Below are 18,966 nucleotides of genomic sequence, written 5' to 3'. Positions count from 1 at the left end.
GAGAAACTGTTATTATTATAAACCTAAAGTCGATTTAAGTTTATTAAAAAATAATCATTAAAATCATAACGTTACATAGCTTAGAGTTTAAGCAGTTACCAAACTAACATTTCGCTCTCCAGAACTAGCAAAGGGGGAGAAGTGTAAGGGATAAACTGATTGATACAGATAAATGCATGTATTAAAGATGGGTAAAACTTAGAACAGGTTCTGAAACTCATTGAACACCTTATTTAACATAATTATGATGTTCTGAACTTCGTGTCCTAGCGAAGCTGAACAGCCCGCCATTTTGAGTGCCTTCCGGCCGTAAGTGACCACTAAATGCCAGACGCTGTTTAAAAAGCTAGCAATAACGTTGCTCACGAGAAGAGGTGTGCGTATGCATGCACCGGCACTCGCGCGCTCCCCGACAATTCATCACTTCGATACAGCGGTAACCGCTAAAAATCCCATCTCAGGCGAAGCCCAAAAGCCTGCCGGCCTGAAGAACGGATACCTTCCGACGGGCACGTGAGGGACTCAATTTGCTGTTCTCAGAGATGCTTACGCTACGCTATTACTAATCAATCAGACACGCTGCGCGCTTTATTTCAGTGCAGTTGCTAATCAGAACGATACAAATAATACAAATAAATATTTCCTCTTGTCTGCAACCTAAAACCATCAACTTTATATTTGAGTTAATCAGACAAATAACCCTTCACTAAGTTAAATATAAATCCCATTCTCGTTTTATAGCGCCATCAGGAACTTTCTGATTGTTTAGGTGATATTCTGCACAAACAAGCTTACAAAAAATTTACAATCAATTTCACTTAAGTCTTTATGATGGCACATACAGGGAAGTTACTGGCGCTGAGCGTCAGCTTATTAACTGCTTCAGCAATAGCGGCACCGTTAAATCCGGGCGACCGCGATTACATCCAGAATCAGCAGCAACAGCGTCTGCAGCAGGACCAGAACCAGCGCGATGCGCTGTGGAACGCTGTCGCCCCGCAGGCCGCACCGGATGGCGGTTTAAGTGCATCCAGTCCGTGTTTCCCCGTCCATCATATCGTCATCCGCAATGCGTCTTTACTCTCACAGAGCCAACAGCAGAATATCACTGCGCCCTATATTGACCGCTGCCTGAACTTAACGGAAATTAATTCGCTGGTCCACGCCATTTCAGACTGGTATATGCAGCGCGGCTATATTACCAGCCGCGCGTTTTTAACCGAACAGGATTTATCCTCCGGTGAGCTGGTTATTCCGGTGCTGGAAGGGAAGCTCGACGAAATACGCCTCGACGGGCAGCACCCGCGCGCGCTGTTAATGGCGTTTCCCGGCCTGGAAGGGAAGATGCTTAACCTGCGCGATATTGAGCAGGGCATGGAGCAGATTAACCGCGTACGCTCAACGCCGGTGCAGATTGAAATTCAGCCGTCGCCTAAAGCGGGATATTCCGTCGTGAACCTCACGGCAAAACCGGAGTTTCCGCTCAGCGCTTCGCTGGGCTTTGATAACAGCGGACAGAAGAGCACTGGCGTGGGCCAGCTGAACGCCTCGCTCACCGGCAACAACCTGCTGGGCCTCGCCGACCGCTGGTTTATCAGCGGCGCGCGCAGCAGCGCCTTCAGCCAGTGGCGCGACGCGCAGAGCCTGCAGGCGGGCGTCAGCGTGCCGTACGGCTACGGCCTGATCGACTACAGCTACAGCTGGAGCAGCTATCACAGCAGCTTCATCAACAATGATTTCACCTGGCTCAGCAACGGTGACAACGTCGCGCACCGCCTGAACGGCTCCTGGGTACTGTTCCGCAACGGGGACATCAAAACCGGCGTCCAATTCGGCCTGAACCACTACACCAGCCACAACTTCCTGAATAACACGCTGCTCACCAGCAGCAGCCGCAAAATCACCAGCCTGCAGTTCGGCCTCAACCACACGCAGAAAATCTTCGGCGGCGTGGCCACGCTCAATCCGGCCTTCAGCCGCGGCATGCCGTGGTTTGATGCCGAAAGCGATGACGGCAAAAGCGGCGACCTGCCGAAAGCGCAGTTCCGCAAGTGGAGCCTCAGCGCCAGCTTCCAGCGTCCGCTGACGAACAGCCTGTGGTGGCTCAGCAGCGTTTACGGCCAGTGGTCGCCGGATCGGCTCTACGGCAGCGAGCGCCTGACGCTTGGCGGCGAAAGCTCGGTGCGCGGCTTTAAGGAGCAGTACCTCTCCGGCGATGCCGGTGGCTACCTGCGCAACGAACTGGACTACAGCCTGTTCACGCTGCCGGTGATGGGCGAGGTCAGCGCGCTGGCCGCCGTCGACGGCGGCTGGCTGAAGATCGACGCGCAGAACCGCGAGTCCACCGGCACGCTGTGGGGCAGCGCGGTGGGCATCAGCACCCGCAGTCGCTATTTCTTTACCCAGTACACCGTGGGTATTCCGTTCAGCTATCCCGGTCATCTGCAGCCGGATCACGTCAGCATTTACGCCCGCGTCGGGCTGGTTTTCTAAGAGGCAAAGATTATGGACGATCGTCAACCCGTTTCCCTCGCCCGTCGCGCGCTGAGCTATCTCATCTGTTATCTGGTGGCGGTGCAGCCCATGCTGCCGGTCGTCGCCGCACAAATCACCCCTGTGACGCCCGGCACGAAGATGGATGCGGCGGGCAACGGCGTGCCGGTGGTCAACATCGCCACGCCTAACGCAGCCGGCGTCTCGCACAACCAGTACCAGCAGTACAACGTCGGCCAGGAAGGGCTGATCCTCAACAATGCCACTGGTCAGCTCAATCAGACACAGCTCGGCGGCCTGATCCAGAACAACCCCAACCTGAAAGCCGGGCACGAAGCGCAGGCGATCATTAACGAAGTGACGGGCGCGAACCGCTCTCAGCTGCAGGGCTATACCGAGGTGGCGGGCAAAGCGGCCAACGTGATGGTGGCAAACCCTTACGGCATTACCTGTAACGGCTGCGGCTTTATCAACACGCCGAACGTCACGCTGACCACCGGGAAGCCGCAGCTGGATGCAAACGGCAACCTCTCTTCGCTGGAAGTCACCAAGGGCTCGGTCACCGTTGAAGGTAAGGGGCTGGACGGCAGCGGCGCCGACGCGGTGTCGATCGTCGCGCGCGCCACCGAGATCAACGCCGGGATCCACGCGAAAGATCTGTCTGTCACCGTGGGGGCCAACCGCGTGGGCGCGAACGGTTCAGTCACACCGATAGCCGGCGAGGGCGCGGTGCCGTCGGTGGCGGTCGATACAGGTGCGCTGGGCGGCATGTACGCCAACCGCATCCATCTGGTGTCGAGCGAGAAGGGCGTGGGAGTGAACCTGGGCAACCTGGCCGCGAAGCAGGGCGATATTCAGCTGGATGCGAACGGTAAACTGACGCTCAGTAACAGCCTGAGCAGCGGCGCATTGACGGCGAATGGCGCATCGGTTGCGCTGAACGGTGATAACAAAGCCACCGGGCAAATCAACGTCAGTGCACAGCAGGATGCCTCGCTGGGTAAGGGAACCCTGCTCAGCGATGCCGGGATCGCCGTGACGGCGAAGGGCAACCTGACCACCGGCGGCACCAGCCTGACGGCGGGTCGTGACATCCGGCTGAGCGGGGTGACTCTGACTGCGGATCAATCCACCCGCGCCAACGCCGGCAGCAGCATTCAGCTTCAGGCTCAGAACCACATCAGCAACGGCGGTCAGTTCACCGCAGCTGACAGCCTTTCCGCCGATACCCGCCAGCTGAACAACAGCGGCGCGCTGGCCGCGAGTACCATCAGCGTCAAAGCGGGTACGTTACAGAACAGTAAGGGCGCGAGCGTCGCCGCGACCCGCAGCCTGACGACGGTGAGCGACAGCCTTCTCAATCAGGGCGTGTTCTCTGCGCCTGTGCTGGATATCAGCAGCGCTCAGACCGATAACAGCGGCATGCTGCAGGGCACCAGTGCGTTGAGCTTCAGCGGCAGCAGCCTGAACAATTTCAGCGGCGGCACCCTCAGTTCCAATAATGCCTTCACGCTCAACCTGCCGGTTCTCAGTAACAGCGGCCTCATCAGCAGCGGCACCACGCTGACGCTAAGCGGCGACAGGCTGATTAACGCGGGAGAAATTAACGCGGCAGACCTCAGCGTGTTTAACGCGGTGGTGCTGAATCAGTCGGGCGGCTCGCTGCTCGCCGGGCAGGCGTTGCAGCTGAACAACCAGCAGCTCACCAACGAGGGGAAAATGTCCGCCGTCGGGCTGACCCTCAACAGCGACACCATCAGTAACAGCGGCACGCTGCAGGCAAAACAGACGCTGCAGACGCAAAGCCGGCAGCTGACTAACACCGGGACCGTACTCAGTGAAGACCAGCTGACGCTGGATACCGCCGGGCTTAATAACGCGGGTTCACTTCAGGGCCGGCTGATGAATGTCAGTGCAGGCAACTGGCTGAACAGCGGAAAGGTGCTGAGCCTGGCGGAAGGGACGTTAACAACAGGCAGCCTGAACAACACCGGCAGCCTATTCAGCCAGCAGGCGCTGCAGCTCAGCAGCGGTGAAACCGACAACAGCGGCCTGATTCAGGGGACGACGGCGCTCCGCTTCAGCGGTCAGCGCCTCACGAACCTGGCCGACGGCACCGTCAGCTCTGATAACAGTTTCGGGCTCGATCTGCCGGAGCTGAACAACGCCGGGCTGATTTCCAGCGGTACGGCCCTGAACCTGAGCGGCGGCACGCTGACCAACGCCGGAGAAATCAGCGCCACTGATATCACGGCAGACAACGACACTCTCAGCAATCAGCAGGGTGGCCTGCTGCTGGCGGATAACGCCGTGCAGCTGAAAAACGGCAGTCTTTCCAATGCCGGGCAGATAGCCGCCGGCCAGCTTGCTATCAGCAGCAACACCGTGGAGAACAGCGGCACGCTGCAGGGCAAACAGTCGCTGCAGGTGACAGGACAGCAGCTGACCAACAGCGGAACCGTGCTGAGCGGCGGTCAGCTGACGCTGAAGCAGGATCGGCTGGATAACCGCGGTCAGATGCAGGGTCAGCAGCTTGACCTGACCGCAGGCGACTGGCAGAACAGCGGCAATGCGCTGAGTGAAGGGGATGCAACGATTACTGCCGGCACGTTAACTAACAGCGGCAAGATACTGGGCCAGCAGCACATCGGGATAACGGGGAGCACCGACAACAGCGGCTGGCTGCTTGCACAGGCGCTGACGCTGCAGGGGGATCTGGTCAACAGCGGGCTGATGCAGGGGACCAATGCCCTGACGCTGCAGGGCGATACGCTCGTCAATAAAGGCAACGGGCAATTACTGACGGCCGGCAAGGCAGACGTGCAGGGCTCATCGCTGAACAACCAGGGCAGCATCCAGGCGGATCAGCTCGACCTGAAACTGGAAAGCTGGCAGAACGCCGGCAGCGCGCGTGCGGATTCCGGGCTCAGTGCGAGTGTCAGTGGTGCGCTGGATAACAGCGGAAAGCTGATAAGCGAACAGGCGATGAACCTGCTCAGCAACCAGCTCAGTAACAGCGGGACGCTGGCAGCAGACCGCCTGACCCTCATGGCACCCCGGCTGACTAACTCAGGCCTGCTTCAGGGCAACAGCGCGCTCTCGCTCAGCAGCGCGGACATTACGAATACCGCCACCGGCGAGCTGATCACCGGTGATTCGCTCTCCCTTGCACCCGTCACGCTCACCAACGCCGGCCTGCTGCAGGTGACAGGCGACCTGAGTCTGACCGGACACAACGTCAGCAACAGCGGTCGCATCACGGCAAGCAATCTGAACGTGGACCTGGACGGGGCGCTGGACAACAGTGCGGGCGGGTTGCTGCTGGCACAGCAGCAGGCCGATCTTCAGGTCAACACCCTGAATAACGCAGGAACCGTTGCCGCACAGCAGATCAAAACCTCTGGCGCGAAGCTGCAGAACCAGGGCCTGCTGCAGGGTGACGCGCTGCTAAGCGCAGAGTTTGCCCAGTTCGATAACCTGCTTCACGGGCAGCTTGTCAGCGGTGGCGAACTCTCCCTGAAGGGAGGGACGGCCAGTAACGCAGGCGTGTGGCAGGGCAAAAACCTTGGCTATCACTTCACCTCACTGTCCAGCAGCGGCACCATCAACGGCACCGGTTCCCTGAGCGGCACCTCGGACACACTGCTGGACAACAACGGCAGCCTGCTGTCCGCTGGAGATGCCAGCATATCAGCCGGCAGCCTGACGAACAGCGGAAAGATAATGGCGGACAGCCTCACGCTTCGCGGGGATTCGCTGAGTAATCAGGGGCTGTGGCAGGGCACGACGGCGCTTGATGCGCAGGCATCTGACCGTCTGGTTCAGTCAGCGGGTGGTCAGACTCTGACCGGGGGAGCGCTGCAGCTGAATGCCGGCACGCTGGAGACTTCCGGTACGCTGCAGGGTGAGGGCGTCAATGTCAGTGCGGGAAGCTGGCAGCATCAGGGATCGCTGCTGAGCGGCGCTGACCTCACGGCATCGGTCAGCGGGGAGCTAAATAATCAGGGTGGGCTGCTGTCTCAGGGCGCAGCGCAGATTGGCGCGCAGAATCTGAATAACAGCGGCAAACTGCTGGCAGAAAAAGGCGTCACGCTCAGCGGCAGTTCGCTTAACAACAGCGGTACGGTACAGGGTGATGCGCTCGCCATCCGCCCCGCCAGCGTCACCAATCAGGGCAGCCTGATTGGCCTGAAGTCACTCACTCTCGGCCCGGCACCCATCCAGGGGTTCCGCCTGCTTGCCGTTCAGGCTCAGCCCGCGCGCGTGCTGATGAACAATGCTGGCGGCCAGCTGCTGACGCAGGGCACGCTGCACATCAGCGGTGACGCCGTGACGAATAACGGCACCTGGCAGGGACAGCAGATCCTGCTGGATGCCACAAGCCTCGCCAACGGCGGTGCCATTCAGAGCGCCGGCGACCTGCAGCTGAATCTGAGCGACACGCTCACCTCTGACGCGGGCAGCAAAATCTCCGCCAATGGCACCGCCGCGCTCAATGCCCTGAGTTTCATAAACCAGGGGCAGTGGATTGCCCGCAACCTCACGTTGCAGGGTACGACGCTGAACAACAGCGGTGAGATTTCGGGCGTTGAAGGCCTGACCACCACCCTGACGGGCGCGCTGACGCAGCAGCAAAACGCGGTGCTGCTGAGCGGTGGCACGCTGGACGTGCATGCAGCCACCGTGGATAACGCGGGCCGCATGCAGGGTAAGGATCTGTTACTCAGCAGCGACGGCGTCACCAACAGCGGGCGCATGCAGGGCGACAGCAGCCTGCAGCTCAACGCCGGCGGACGCCTCACCAATAACGCCAGCGGCACGTTGCTCAGTCAGAACGGCCTGACGCTGACCGCGCCCGAACTCTATAACTACGGCGTGATCCAGGGTGCCACCAGCCGTATTACCACCAGCGGCCTGGCCAGCAACAGCGGCAAGTTACTCTCTTCGGCGGATCTCACGCTGAACGCGCCACAGCTGGTCAACAGCGGCTGGCTGCAGGCTTCTCAGCTGGTCCTCAACGCGGCCAGCGCCAGCAACAGCGGCACGCTGATGGCAGACCAGCAGGCGACACTCACCGGCAACAGCCTGCAGAACCAGGGCACCGCGCAGGGCGGGAACCTGGCGGTGAACTATGCGCAACTCACCAACAGCGGCACGCTGCTCGGCGCCAGTCAGCTGAATGTCAAAGCGACAAATGTGACCCAGCTGGCCGCGGGTAAGCTGTTCAGCGGCGGCAATCTGCTGCTGGAAAGCACGGGATTTGATCAGCTTGGACAGGTGGTGGCGCTGGGCGACGCGACGCTGAAACTGATTAACGGCTTTACCACCCGCAACACGCTGGCCGCAGGCGGCCGTCTCAGCATCAGCAGCAATGGTGCGATTGACAACCAGGGCACGTTACAGGGGCAGGCACTGACACTGAACGCAAGCGGCGATCTGTCGAACAATGGGCAGCTCACCACCGGCATCGGCGACAGCAGCCTGAGCGGCAATCGCATCACGATGAACGGCGCAGGCACACTGCAGGGGGGAGGCAATGTTGTGCTGACCAGCCGCAGCGATGTGGCGCTGAATGGCTTTACCGGTACGAGCGGCAATCTCACCATCACCTCACCGGGCAGCATTGTGAACACCGCGCTGCTGTATGCCGGGCAGAATCTGTATCTTTTTGCCAACAGCATCCGAAACCAGCAGGGTAATATCCTTGCTGGCAATAATCTCCTGATGCAGAAAGATGCAGCGGGAAATCAGACCGCTGAAATCATCAACACCTCGGGCACAATTGAAACAACGTCTGGTGACATACTGTTAAACACGCGCCATTTGACCAACCAGTGGCTGTCAATTCAGCCCGGTACAACCACTACAGAAAATCTGGCTAACAGCTTCACCTCACCTCAACCAGGCACCTATGCGATTCCTTATACGTTTTTTTCCCCGGACCAGGTCAGATTTCTGAATTTTGGTTTTAGAATCATTGGCGATCAAAATCGCGTTCTTGACGGCACGATTGCGGATCTGCGCGAGGGTGTAACTCAAACTGAAGTCGCGGTATCCCGCGTGAACTCATCAACGGTAACGTCGGGAACGGCCGGAAGAATAAGTGCTGGAGGAAATTTATCAGGCACAGCGCAGACATTAGATAACCTGGGTAGTTATTTGCTGGCAGGGAAATCTTTATCTCTTTCAGGAACAACATTAAATAACCAATCTTATCTTTCAGGCAGTCAGACGGTTTACAGAACCTATACGCTGGACCCGGTCAATGATGCGGTAGCCACATATAAAAATATGCCAACAGGCGTGCCCGGTTACTCTTACAGCAACACGCTTTATCCTGACCCAGATTTATTTGTTGATACAATCAACTTTACCGCTACAGATAGTTATCGAACTGAAGGCACCACCGCGATTCGCGGTGTTATTCAGGCGAATGGCAACGTCAGCGCTAATTTTACCTCTGTCGTTAATAACAGTGAATCGAGCGATGTTCGTGGCACCATTACGCCAACGCTTAACGCACCAGCGATAGCCAGTCTGGCTCACGCTGAGTTCAGCAATGGGTTGCAACGTCTTGGTCTTGAGCAAGCCTCAGCCGTCGCCGTGGGCAGCCCTGACTGGATCGACCAGGTTTCACGTGCGGTGCAAACCGTGAATGGCGGAGGAGCCCTTGTGTCGTCTGATACAGCGGTCAGGGGGCTGAATACCATTACTGACAAAACGGTAGCCCTGCAAACCGGCGGCAAAAAAATTACTCTGGTTGGTAACTCAGACGATGCATTTATACCGCAGCCCGGAAGACTTCCCGAGGGGCAGAAAGTCGATACCAGCGCCTATCCGATTCCGGAAACGCAGAATGGCTACTTTACGGTGTCGCAGGATCCTTCCAGCCCCTATTTGATCACCGTTAACCCGAAACTAAATGGCTTGGGAAATCTCGATCAGACCCTGTTTAGCGATCTCAATACCCTGCTTCATCGCCAGCCTTCAGCCGCTCCGGCTGAGACGCGAAGCGCCTATACCGATGCCGGTCAATTCCTTGGGTCTTCTTATTTGCTGGATCGTTTGCAGCTCAAACCGGAGCAGGATTATCGCTTTCTTGGCGATGCGGCGTTTGATACCCGTTATGTCAGCAATGCGCTATTGAGCCAGACCGGGAACCACTATATCAACGGTATGGGTTCCGATCTGGAACAGATGTCCTATCTGATGGATAACGCAGCGAAAGCACAGCAATCTCTGGGATTAGAGTTCGGTATATCTCTGAATGCTGAACAGATAGCTGCACTCGATCACAGCATACTGTGGTGGGAGCAAGCGACGATAAATGGCCAGACGGTGATGGTGCCGAAACTTTACCTGTCACCTAAAGATGCCACCGTGGCCAACGGCAGCGTGATTGCAGGCAATAACGTCACACTGACGGCAGACAATATCCGCAATAACGGCAGCACCATTGCCGCGACACAGAATGTCGCGCTGACCAGTCAGACACAAATTGAGAATATTAACAGCAGCCTGATTACGGCGGGCGAAGGCTTAAACCTGAGTGCCCTGGGAAATATCAATAACATTGGCTCAACCATAAGTGGCAAGCAGGTGGCACTTGAAAGCGTCGGTGGAAATATTATTAACCTGACGAACACCTCCAATACCAGCAATAACTCAATCTGGAGTAAATACGCCATTACAGAGCAGGGAAATCAGGCAGCCATTACCTCTACAGGTAATCTCTCTCTGGTGGCTGGTGACAGCCTGCTCAACACAGCCTCTCTGCTAAAGGCTGACAATGACCTGAAAATTCAGGCAGTGAATGATGTCTGGCTCGGCGCGAATACTGTCAACAGTAACTTTAAAAACCGCAATCGTGATAACGCCAGCACCGCAGCGGTAGGCAGTACGCTATCCGCAGGTTCGGCATTAACGATTAATGCAGGCAAAAACCTTTCAGTCGAGTCAGGGCAGCTTAATTCAGGCAAGGACATGTCGCTGAAGGCGGGGAATGACCTCGATTTAAAATCTCAGCAGTCCAGCGCCCATGATCAAATCGGCAATAAAGAAAGTCATAGCTCCATTGCAGCGCCCACGATGGTGTCCAGCGGCGGCAATCTGACATTAAATGCCGGGCAGGATCTGACAAGCCAGGCGGCAGCCCTGGTGGCTGAGGGGAATATCGGACTGCATGCTGGTCGTGACATTAGCCTCGTTGCAGAAGAGAATCGTTCCGGCAACAGCGAACGCAGCAGCAATAAAATCATTATCAACGAAACTGCGCGCCAGCAGGGTACTGAAATCACTGGCAAGGGCAGCACTTCCCTTACGGCTGGTCGCGACATCATCAGCCAGGCCAGTAACATCACAGCTGACCAGGACCTGTCTCTGAAAGCCGGTCGTAACGTGGATCTCACCACCGCGACCGAAAGCGACTATGCGTACCGCGAAGAGACCAAAACCAAAAAAGGTTTCCTCAAAAAGACCACTACGCACACCATTCAGGAAGACAGCGTCACCCGCGAAAAGGCCTCGCAGCTGAGCGGAAACACGGTCTCCGTGATTGCGGGCAATGACCTCACCGTACAGGGTTCTTCAATCGCCGGTGACAAAGGCGTCGCACTCAGCGCAGGCCATGACCTGAATATCGTTACCGCCACCAACACCGATTCTACCTACAGCCTGAAAGAGGTGAAGAAAAGCGGGCTGATGGGCGGCGGCCTCGGTCTCAGCTACGGCAAACAGTCGGCGAAAAGCGAGCGCAACGGCGAGCAGGTCACGCAGAGCGATGCGCGCAGCCTGGTGGGCGCAGGCAACGGTGCGGTGACCCTGACGGCAGGCAACAACGCGCTGATTAAGGGCAGTGACGTGGTCGCAGGCGGTCAGAACGGCGACATCAGCGTAACGGCGAAGAACATCGCCATCGTGGCGGGTCAGGATCAGGTACGCGAAACCGCGAAACAGGAGTCAAAAAGCAGCGGGTTTGGCCTGAGCCTGAACCTGGGGCCGCTGGACACGGTGCGCAACCTGCGCGACATCATGAGCAACACCAGCTCTGTGTACGACCAGGTCAAGCAGGTGGGTAACGAGTTTGGCGCCAGCGCGCTGGATTCACCCGCACCGGGTCTGACCTATGGTCGTTCAGACAGCAAAGCCAGCCAGAACACTGAAAGCGTCTATCAGAGTGGCAGCACGCTGAATGCTACCGGCAACCTGACGCTGAAGGCCCGTGGCGATGCGGATACGGCCACCGGCAACATTCTGGTCGAAGGCAGCAGCCTGAACGCTGGCGGTAAAGCCTCGCTGGACGCCACGCGCAATATCGACATCACCAGCGCCGCCGACAGTCAGAAGGCGGCCAGCAGCAGTAGCAGCAAGAACTGGTCGGCGACGACCTCCGCCTCAATAGGTGCGCTGGCGCGCAGCGGCGGCGGTTCACCGAACAACGGTTCGGCGGGCACCAACTACGGCTCAAAAAACAGCCAGATGAGCGGCGACAGCAGCATACTCACACAGCACACGTCATCGATTACCGCTGGCAGCGTTGACGTGACCAGCCACAAAGGCGACATCGCGATTACCGGCTCAACGCTGACCGGCACCACCGGCGTCTCGCTAAACGCGGAGCAGGGTAACGTCAGCGTCGTCGCGGGGGAAGACCGCCAGCAGGCGTCGGCCAGCGGGTCAGATCATGCTATTGGCGATCTGGGCGGCGACGGCTACAGCGGCACGGTGGGCGTGGGCCACAACAGCTGGAAAAACGCCAGCGCGGGCACGCAGCAGAACACCGTGCGCAGCGGCATCGTCAGTACGCTGGGTAACGTGACCGTTAATGCGGCTAAAGACGTCAACCTGCAGGGCGCAGACGTTTATGCCGGAAACGCGCTGAACGTCAATGGCGAAAACATCCACCTCGACCCGGCGAAAGATACGCACGACGCCAGCAGCAGCAGTAAATCCTCGCAGTATGGCATCACCGCGCAGGTCTCCGGCTACGGCGTGAGCATGGCACAGGCGGCAGACAAGCTCGCTCAGTCGCACAAACAGAGTGACGATCCACGTCTGCAGGCGATTTATGCCGCGCAGGCGGCCATGACCGCGCTGTCGGCTTATACCCAGAACACCGCCGCCGTCAAAGTCACGGTCAGCGCCACCGCAGGCAGCAGCCATCAGTCCGTGGAGCAGAGCAGCACGCAGCAGAGCGGCAGCGTACTCGAAGCGGGCGGCGACGTAGCGGTCACGGCGAAGCAGGACATCACCGGCGAAGGCGTCAAAATCAGCGGTGATAACGTCTCCCTGAGTGCGGGCCGCGATATCGCTCTGAGCAGCGCCACAGACAGCAGCAGCCAGAAATCGAGCAGCGGCGGCAGCAAGTATGGCGTCGGCGTGGGCTTTGGCCTCGGCGGCAGCCAGAACGGCTTCTCCATTGAGCTGGCCGCCAGCCAGAACAGTGCAAACGGCAACGGCAGCAGCATTACTCACCACAACAGTGAAGTGAACGCAGCGGGCGACCTGACGGTGAAAGCCGGTCAGGACGTCACGCTGAAAGGCGCGAACCTCAACGGTCATCACGTTGACCTCGATGCGGGCCGCAACCTGGAGATTGCCAGCCAGCAGGATCGTGCGAGCTACGACAGTCATCAGAGCTCATCCGGCTTCAGCGCCAGCATCTGCGTGCCGCCTATCTGTGCGGGCGTGCCGGTGGAGGGCAGCGCCAGCATGAGCGGCAGCAAAATTTATAACGATTTTGATTCTGTACAGCAGCAGAGCAGCATCAGCGCGGGTGACGGTGGCTACAACATTTACGTCGGCAACCATACGCAGCTGGATGGCGCGGTCATCGCCTCCTCCGCAACGCCAGACAAAAACCACCTCAGCACCGGTACGCTCGGCTGGACCGATATTGAAAACCACGCCAATTCAGGCGGCAATGGCTTCAGCGTGGCCGTCAGCGGCAGCATGGGAAAAACCACCACGCCAGCGTCTGACAGCTTTATCAACAACATTCCGAAATCCGGGCAGCCCCAGCCGTCGGGCGGCAACTCGCCGCCCATGGGTACGCTGCAGCAGACGAAAGACAGCGCCAGTTCAACGACATACAGCGCCATCTCGCCGGGCACGATTGAGATCCGCAACCCGGATGCCCAGAAGCAGGACGTATCGCAAATCAGCCGCGACACTGCCGCAGCGGAGAATGCGCTGAAGGATAAGTTTGATGCGCAGAAAGCGGAAGACAGTCTTGCCATTCAGCGGGAAATGGCGGTTCTGGGGCAGCAGGCTATCCAGCAAACCTTCGACGCGCTCAAGAAGCAGGAGAAAGAGCAGGAGAGAGAGAAGCTTAAAACCGATGCCGCGTTCAACGGACTCTCAGACGCGGATAAGAAAAAAACGCTCGATGATTTTGATCAGAAAGTTGAAGAGAAGTACGGCATCGGTTCTGACCTGCAGATTGCGGCGCAGGCCATCAGCGGACTGTTTGCCGGGCTGGCGGGCGGCAACGTCAGCGGGGCCATCGCGGCAGGTGCCGCGCCACTGATGGCGCAATTGGTCAAGCAGGTGTCGCAGGGTAATGAGCCAATGCGTGTACTGCTGCATACGCTGGCATCGGGTCTGATTGCTAAAGCGCAGGGTGGGAGCGGCATCGGTGGTGCTGCTGGCGGCCTGACGGCTGGGTTGCTCAGCTACGAGAATAAACTTAGCCAGTTGCTATTCGGCAAGGATGCTTCTGAATTGTCTTCAGACGATAAAATGCTGATTGCTAACATTGTCACTCTGGCGAGCGCTACAGCTGGGGGAGCAATTGATGGCAGCACAGGGGCAGGCAGTGGTGCATTCGCGGGCAAAACAGAGGTTGTAAACAATTATCTGAGTTTAAATGAAAAGTCAGAGCTGGAGATAGCAAAACAAAAGCTTAAAAACAGCAAGGATCCTGAGGAACGTGCAGCGGCTGAAAAAAAAGTTGCTGAGTTAATGGAGTTGGATATAAGCCGCGATCTTGCAGTCATCAATGCCTGCGGTAATGGTAAAGCCGCAAGTTCAGGTTGCGCTAATGCAAGATTGCAAGTGATTGCAGCTAAAACAGAGTACGAAACGACAGGCAACTATAACTCAAGGGCTAGCCAACAGTATGCTGATGCTTATGGCGCGATAGTTAACTTACTTGATATCACCAGTGTTGATGCCCAAAATCAACAGCAGGTCAAAGATGCAATGGTGAATTATGCGATGGCTCAGCTTGGCGTGGACAAAGCCACGGCTGAGAATTACATCGAAACCTATGATGGTATGAAGACCGTTGCAGCATCGATGACGTCAGTGATAGGTTCGGCGGCCGTGAGCAAACTCAGCGCGCTGGCAGAGAACGTTGTAGTTTATCCATCGGGTATAAATTTCAGCATTAATCAGCCAAAGCATCTGGCAACTGTCGAAGGATTTACACAGAAAAACGGGATCTCAGGCGGTCATAATGCGAATGCGTTTTATGATGCAGCCAAAGAGTATAACGTGAAGATAGTCAGTGAAACTCCAACGGGCGTGAATGGCATTACGGAGGTGAAATATCTGATACCCACGAAGAATAGGGATGGGAGCTTGACTGGTGAATATAAACCATCACCGGAAACCAAAACCATTTACGACCCAAAGATATTTACCGATCAACAAATTCTAGATCTTGGGCAGCAGGCCGCTGCTAATGGTTTTAAGGAAGCGATGAATAGTCCGAATGGTACAGCAAATGTTATATCAGGCGGTGTTAGCTTCAGGATATATGTTGATAAAACCACGGGTAGGGTACGCAACTTCCACCCAAACTGAGGCATTTAATAGATGGAAATGAGTAAAAACTTATTCGACATGTCAGATGTTGACTCGGGTCTGAACGAGATTGTTGTAGGCTATTTCAACATCATGTCATCTAGCAGGAATTTTCTGGAAGTTATCGAACATATTGTTGGTCAGGTTGGTTTTAACACTGATGGGGCTTATTGTAATTTTCCCGACATGAACAGTTTCGACGAAAGCGAACATTTTGAGGGTGTAGAGTTTGCTGTAGGTTACCCGCCTTCGGAGGCGGAGACAGTCATTGTGAGCGAAGAAGCCTGCGATCAATATGTCCGTCTGGCATGTGAACGGTATTTAAAACTGCATCCTGCCGATACTCAAAAAGTAAACAGCTTGCTTGCAAAACTACCTTTTTAAGTTAAGGATCCCAGCGACTCATAGCGATTTTATAAAATGGTGATAGTCGAAAATAGTTATCCGCCACCGGCTAGATTTTTCGACTATTAGCATCCTAGCGAAGAACATACAGGTGCGTACAAGTTATTTAACATAATAAGTATTTTGCGAACTTATATTGTTACTCCAAAACGCTAATGTCGTACGGAACAATTCACAGATGTCGTCCCTGAACTAATCTTAAATCTCCTCAGGCTCAGCTCAGGATGCAGACTTTATGTTGGTGACCATGACAGATAAGGATCTATACCGGCTCGGCATCATTCAGCGCGTTCACGACCACACTCTGCTGCAGCGTGAAGCTGCGCGCCTTCTCGAACTCACCGTTCGTCAGGTTCAGCGCGTTCTGCGGCGTTATCGTGAACATGGCGCGGCGTCGATTGTATCAGAACGTCGCGGGCGTCCCGGCAACAACCGCATTCCCGAAGATTTACGCTGCGCCGCTTTGCATCTGATCCGGCAACACCACGCGGATTTTGGTCCAACGCTGGCCACCGAGAAGCTTCTCGAACGACACGGCATTCCGGTTTCCGTTGAGACTGTCCGCAACTGGATGATTTCAGACGGGCTCTGGCGGCCTCACTCACGAAGACAGGCACACATCTATCAGCCGAGACACCGGCGCGACTGCCTCGGCGAACTGGTTCAGCTGGACGGATCACCATGCCTGGTTTGAGGACCGCGCGCCGAAGTGCTGCCTTCTCGTGTACGTTGACGATGCGACCGGCCGCCTTATGCACCTGCGTTTCTGTGATTCAGAGTCTGCGTTCGATTATATGACGGCAACGCGTGAGTACATTGATGTTCATGGAAAACCCGTCGCATTTTACAGTGACAAGCACGCCGTTTTCCGCGTTAACGGAACGGAGACACGCCGCAGTGGCACCACGCAGTTTGGCCGGGCGCTGCGCGATCTGAGCATTGAGCTGATCTGCGCCAACAGCAGCCAGGCTAAGGGGCGCGTTGAGCGTGCGAACCAGACTCTGCAGGACCGGCTGGTCAAGGAGATGCGGCTGCACAATATCAGCTCCATCAGCGAAGCGAACCGCTGGGTAACCGGCTTTATCGATGACTTTAACCGCCGATTTTCGCGACCGCCAAAGTATCCGAAGGATCTGCATCGTCCTTCAGGCCTGTCACCGGGTGAACTGGACGATGTCTTTGCCTGGCAGGACCAGCGGAAGTTATCAAAATCTCTGACTTTTCAATACGATAAAATGCTCTATCTTATCGACCCTTCAGATGCGAACACCCGCATCGCAGGTGAAAAAATCACCGTGTTTGAATATCCTGACGGCAGGATCTGCTTCCGCTATGCTCAGCGGGAGCTGAGTTATCAGGTTTTCGACAAGCTGGCCTGTGTGGATCAGGGTGAGATCGTCGATAACAAACGCCTTGGTGCCGTACTGCGCCTGGCGCAGGAAAAACAGGATGAGCAGGAAGCGGCCGGGAAACGTTCACGAAGTAAAAAGATGCCGCGCCGGCTGGCTCAGGAGCGTGCACTTGAAGCGCTGAGGGCAATTAATCCGGTGCTGGTGAATCCGGTGAGCTTTGTCTCAGACCTCAAACGCTGACGCCCGCACCCTGCCCGCTTCCGCGGACACGGCGCCTGAGGGAGGAAAAATGACTCAGGAAAAGTTCTCTATCATGGCCATTCAAAGACGCCACTGAGTCCGTGGCCTATTCTGTATTGTCTAAAAAAATCCCGTCAGAATACGATTTTAACGCCGGTGCTGGCACTGACTGGCGACTCGCTGCGCTCGCCGCGCGCCCAGCCCGCGTCCAGCCACAGCGTCGCGGCAGGCGTGACCGATACGCTGACGCCCGCGCCCGCCCGCGCGCCACTGCCGGCGAAGTCGTCGGCAAAGTCATAGCGGTCGTTGATGCGCACGGTGCCGCCCTTTGCCAGCTCCTGCGTCAGCGCGGCCCGCAGGTAAGGCGTGACCGGCACGCCGCCCGCGCTCAGCGTGGCCGCCGCCCGGGCGCCGGCTTCGGCGCGCACCGAGCGCCCGGTGCACGTGCTGGCGGTCATCCCGTTGCTCAGCTCCACGCGCCCGGACTGGTTCTGATAGCCGGTGAGGCTCACGTAGGGGGTCAGGCTCAGGCCGCCGCTGTACTGCAGCTGGCGACCCGCCTCCAGCGAACCCCCGTAGCCCCAGGAGTTCCAGCTTCCGCTGACGTCAGCGCCGTCCCCCATGCGTGCAGACAGGCTGTTCTCAAAGCGGTTCAGTTTCAGCACCGCGTCGGCGTACCAGCCCGTGCCGGACTGCTGGGTAGCGTACAGACCGCCACCCCAGGCGTCGATACGACTTTTTCCACCGTGGGCGTGCTTCACGCGACCGGACGAGGAGCTGACGAAGGCGCCGGTCACCAGCGAGACGTGAGCGTTGTCGCGCGCGACGTCCGCGCCGAGCATCAGGCCGTCCTGCTGCAGCCGGTAAGCGGACTGCAAGGCACCCTGAACCCGGTCGCCGTTATGCAGGTAGGTGCCCCAGACGCCGCTCTGATGGCCACCGCGGACGGACTGCGCGCGGGCGCTCAGGCTGCTGAGCTCGCCGTAAAACATGAACCTGGGGGCGGAGGCCATGCTCAGCACGGCGTCGGTGGACGCAGAGGTGGACGGGCCGGGCTCAGGCTCCGGACCCGGTTCAGGGTCTGGCTCCGGTTCGGGATCAGGAGCAGGTCCGGTACCGGCCTGAACCAGATCCCATTCGTTGCCATTCCGGACCAGCGTGTACTGCCAGGCGCCGATGTCGACCCGCCCGCCGTTCAGGGTAAAACCGGCGTCGCCGCCGCCGGTGCGTACCAGGCGCAGCGCGTCTTCGGTCTGCGCGGGCTCGGCGCCGGTATTGGCGACGTGCAGGAGATAGCTGCCGCTGGCGCTGCCGGCAACGTCGATAAAGTCGCCCTGCATGCCTGCGGCGTCGGTGTTCATGTAGAAGCTGCCGCCGCCATCGATAGTGCCGAGAGACAGGGTGCGAAAGCCGTCGCCGGAAGACGGTGCAAATCGCACGGTTCCGCCATTCAAGGCCAGATTAGCTACGTCAGAGTCGGCGGTTACATTCCAGGCGGAGGAGTCATCAAGCGCAACGTGTCAACGCCAAGATTATTGACCGTTTTGGGGGTGCGGACGATTTCTTGGACTGATTGATTATATTAACCCCAGTTTTTGCCGGTACATATCTGGGCTCACTCCACCCAGCGACAGCTTGATCCGATGACTATTGTACCAGCGGATGTAAC

At 57.3% G+C, this 18,966-nt stretch carries 4 protein-coding genes and 2 pseudogenes; 4 read left to right on the top strand and 2 right to left on the bottom strand.

Features of this window, described 5'->3' with window-relative positions; all coding sequences use genetic code 11:
* Positions 1–828 precede the first annotated feature (828 nt).
* The 4 genes and pseudogenes from F3J37_RS25675 (at position 829) to F3J37_RS25660 (ending at position 17,297) form a co-directional block, all read left to right on the top strand.
* The gene (locus F3J37_RS25675) at positions 829–2,493 is read left to right on the top strand and encodes a ShlB/FhaC/HecB family hemolysin secretion/activation protein (RefSeq protein ID WP_166936488.1); all 1,665 of its coding nucleotides are present in this window, start codon (positions 829–831) and stop codon (positions 2,491–2,493) included.
* Between the two features lie 12 nt (positions 2,494–2,505).
* Entirely contained in the window at positions 2,506–15,300 is a 12,795-nt protein-coding gene (locus F3J37_RS25670; protein WP_034830602.1) for a hemagglutinin repeat-containing protein, read from the top strand.
* A gap of 12 nt (positions 15,301–15,312) precedes the next feature.
* Positions 15,313–15,684 carry a ribonuclease toxin immunity protein CdiI gene (gene cdiI, locus F3J37_RS25665; RefSeq protein WP_369410696.1) on the top strand — a complete coding sequence of 124 codons (372 nt, stop codon included), beginning with the start codon at positions 15,313–15,315 and terminating at the stop codon, positions 15,682–15,684.
* Between the two features lie 268 nt (positions 15,685–15,952).
* Positions 15,953–17,297 (top strand): annotated as a pseudogene (locus tag F3J37_RS25660) (ISNCY family transposase).
* Positions 17,298–17,431: 134 nt separating this feature from the next.
* Here the strand turns inward: F3J37_RS25660 and F3J37_RS25655 are convergent.
* Both F3J37_RS25655 and F3J37_RS25650 read right to left on the bottom strand, forming a co-directional pair.
* A pseudogene (locus F3J37_RS25655) lies at positions 17,432–18,760 on the bottom strand (autotransporter outer membrane beta-barrel domain-containing protein); the annotation flags it as partial.
* 114 nt (positions 18,761–18,874) lie between these two features.
* On the bottom strand, positions 18,875–18,961 hold the full coding sequence (locus tag F3J37_RS25650; protein ID WP_444505532.1) for an IS3 family transposase: 87 nt from the start codon (positions 18,959–18,961) through the stop codon (positions 18,875–18,877).
* Between the last annotated feature and the right edge of the window lie 5 nt (positions 18,962–18,966).

This window comes from Candidatus Pantoea communis (assembly GCF_011752685.1).
In the GTDB taxonomy this organism is placed as follows: Bacteria; Pseudomonadota; Gammaproteobacteria; order Enterobacterales; family Enterobacteriaceae; genus Pantoea; species Pantoea communis.
The sequence above is the reverse complement of the archived record's forward strand: the minus strand, read 5'-3'. Positions and strand labels throughout refer to the sequence as shown.

Bases quoted from the DNA above. Each gene is read 5' to 3' on its own strand.
- F3J37_RS25675 (WP_166936488.1), top strand. From the start codon at position 829: ATGATGGCACATACAGGGAAGTTACTGGCGCTGAGCGTCAGCTTATTA.
- F3J37_RS25670 (WP_034830602.1), top strand. From the start codon at position 2,506: ATGGACGATCGTCAACCCGTTTCCCTCGCCCGTCGCGCGCTGAGCTAT.
- cdiI (WP_369410696.1), top strand. From the start codon at position 15,313: ATGGAAATGAGTAAAAACTTATTCGACATGTCAGATGTTGACTCGGGT.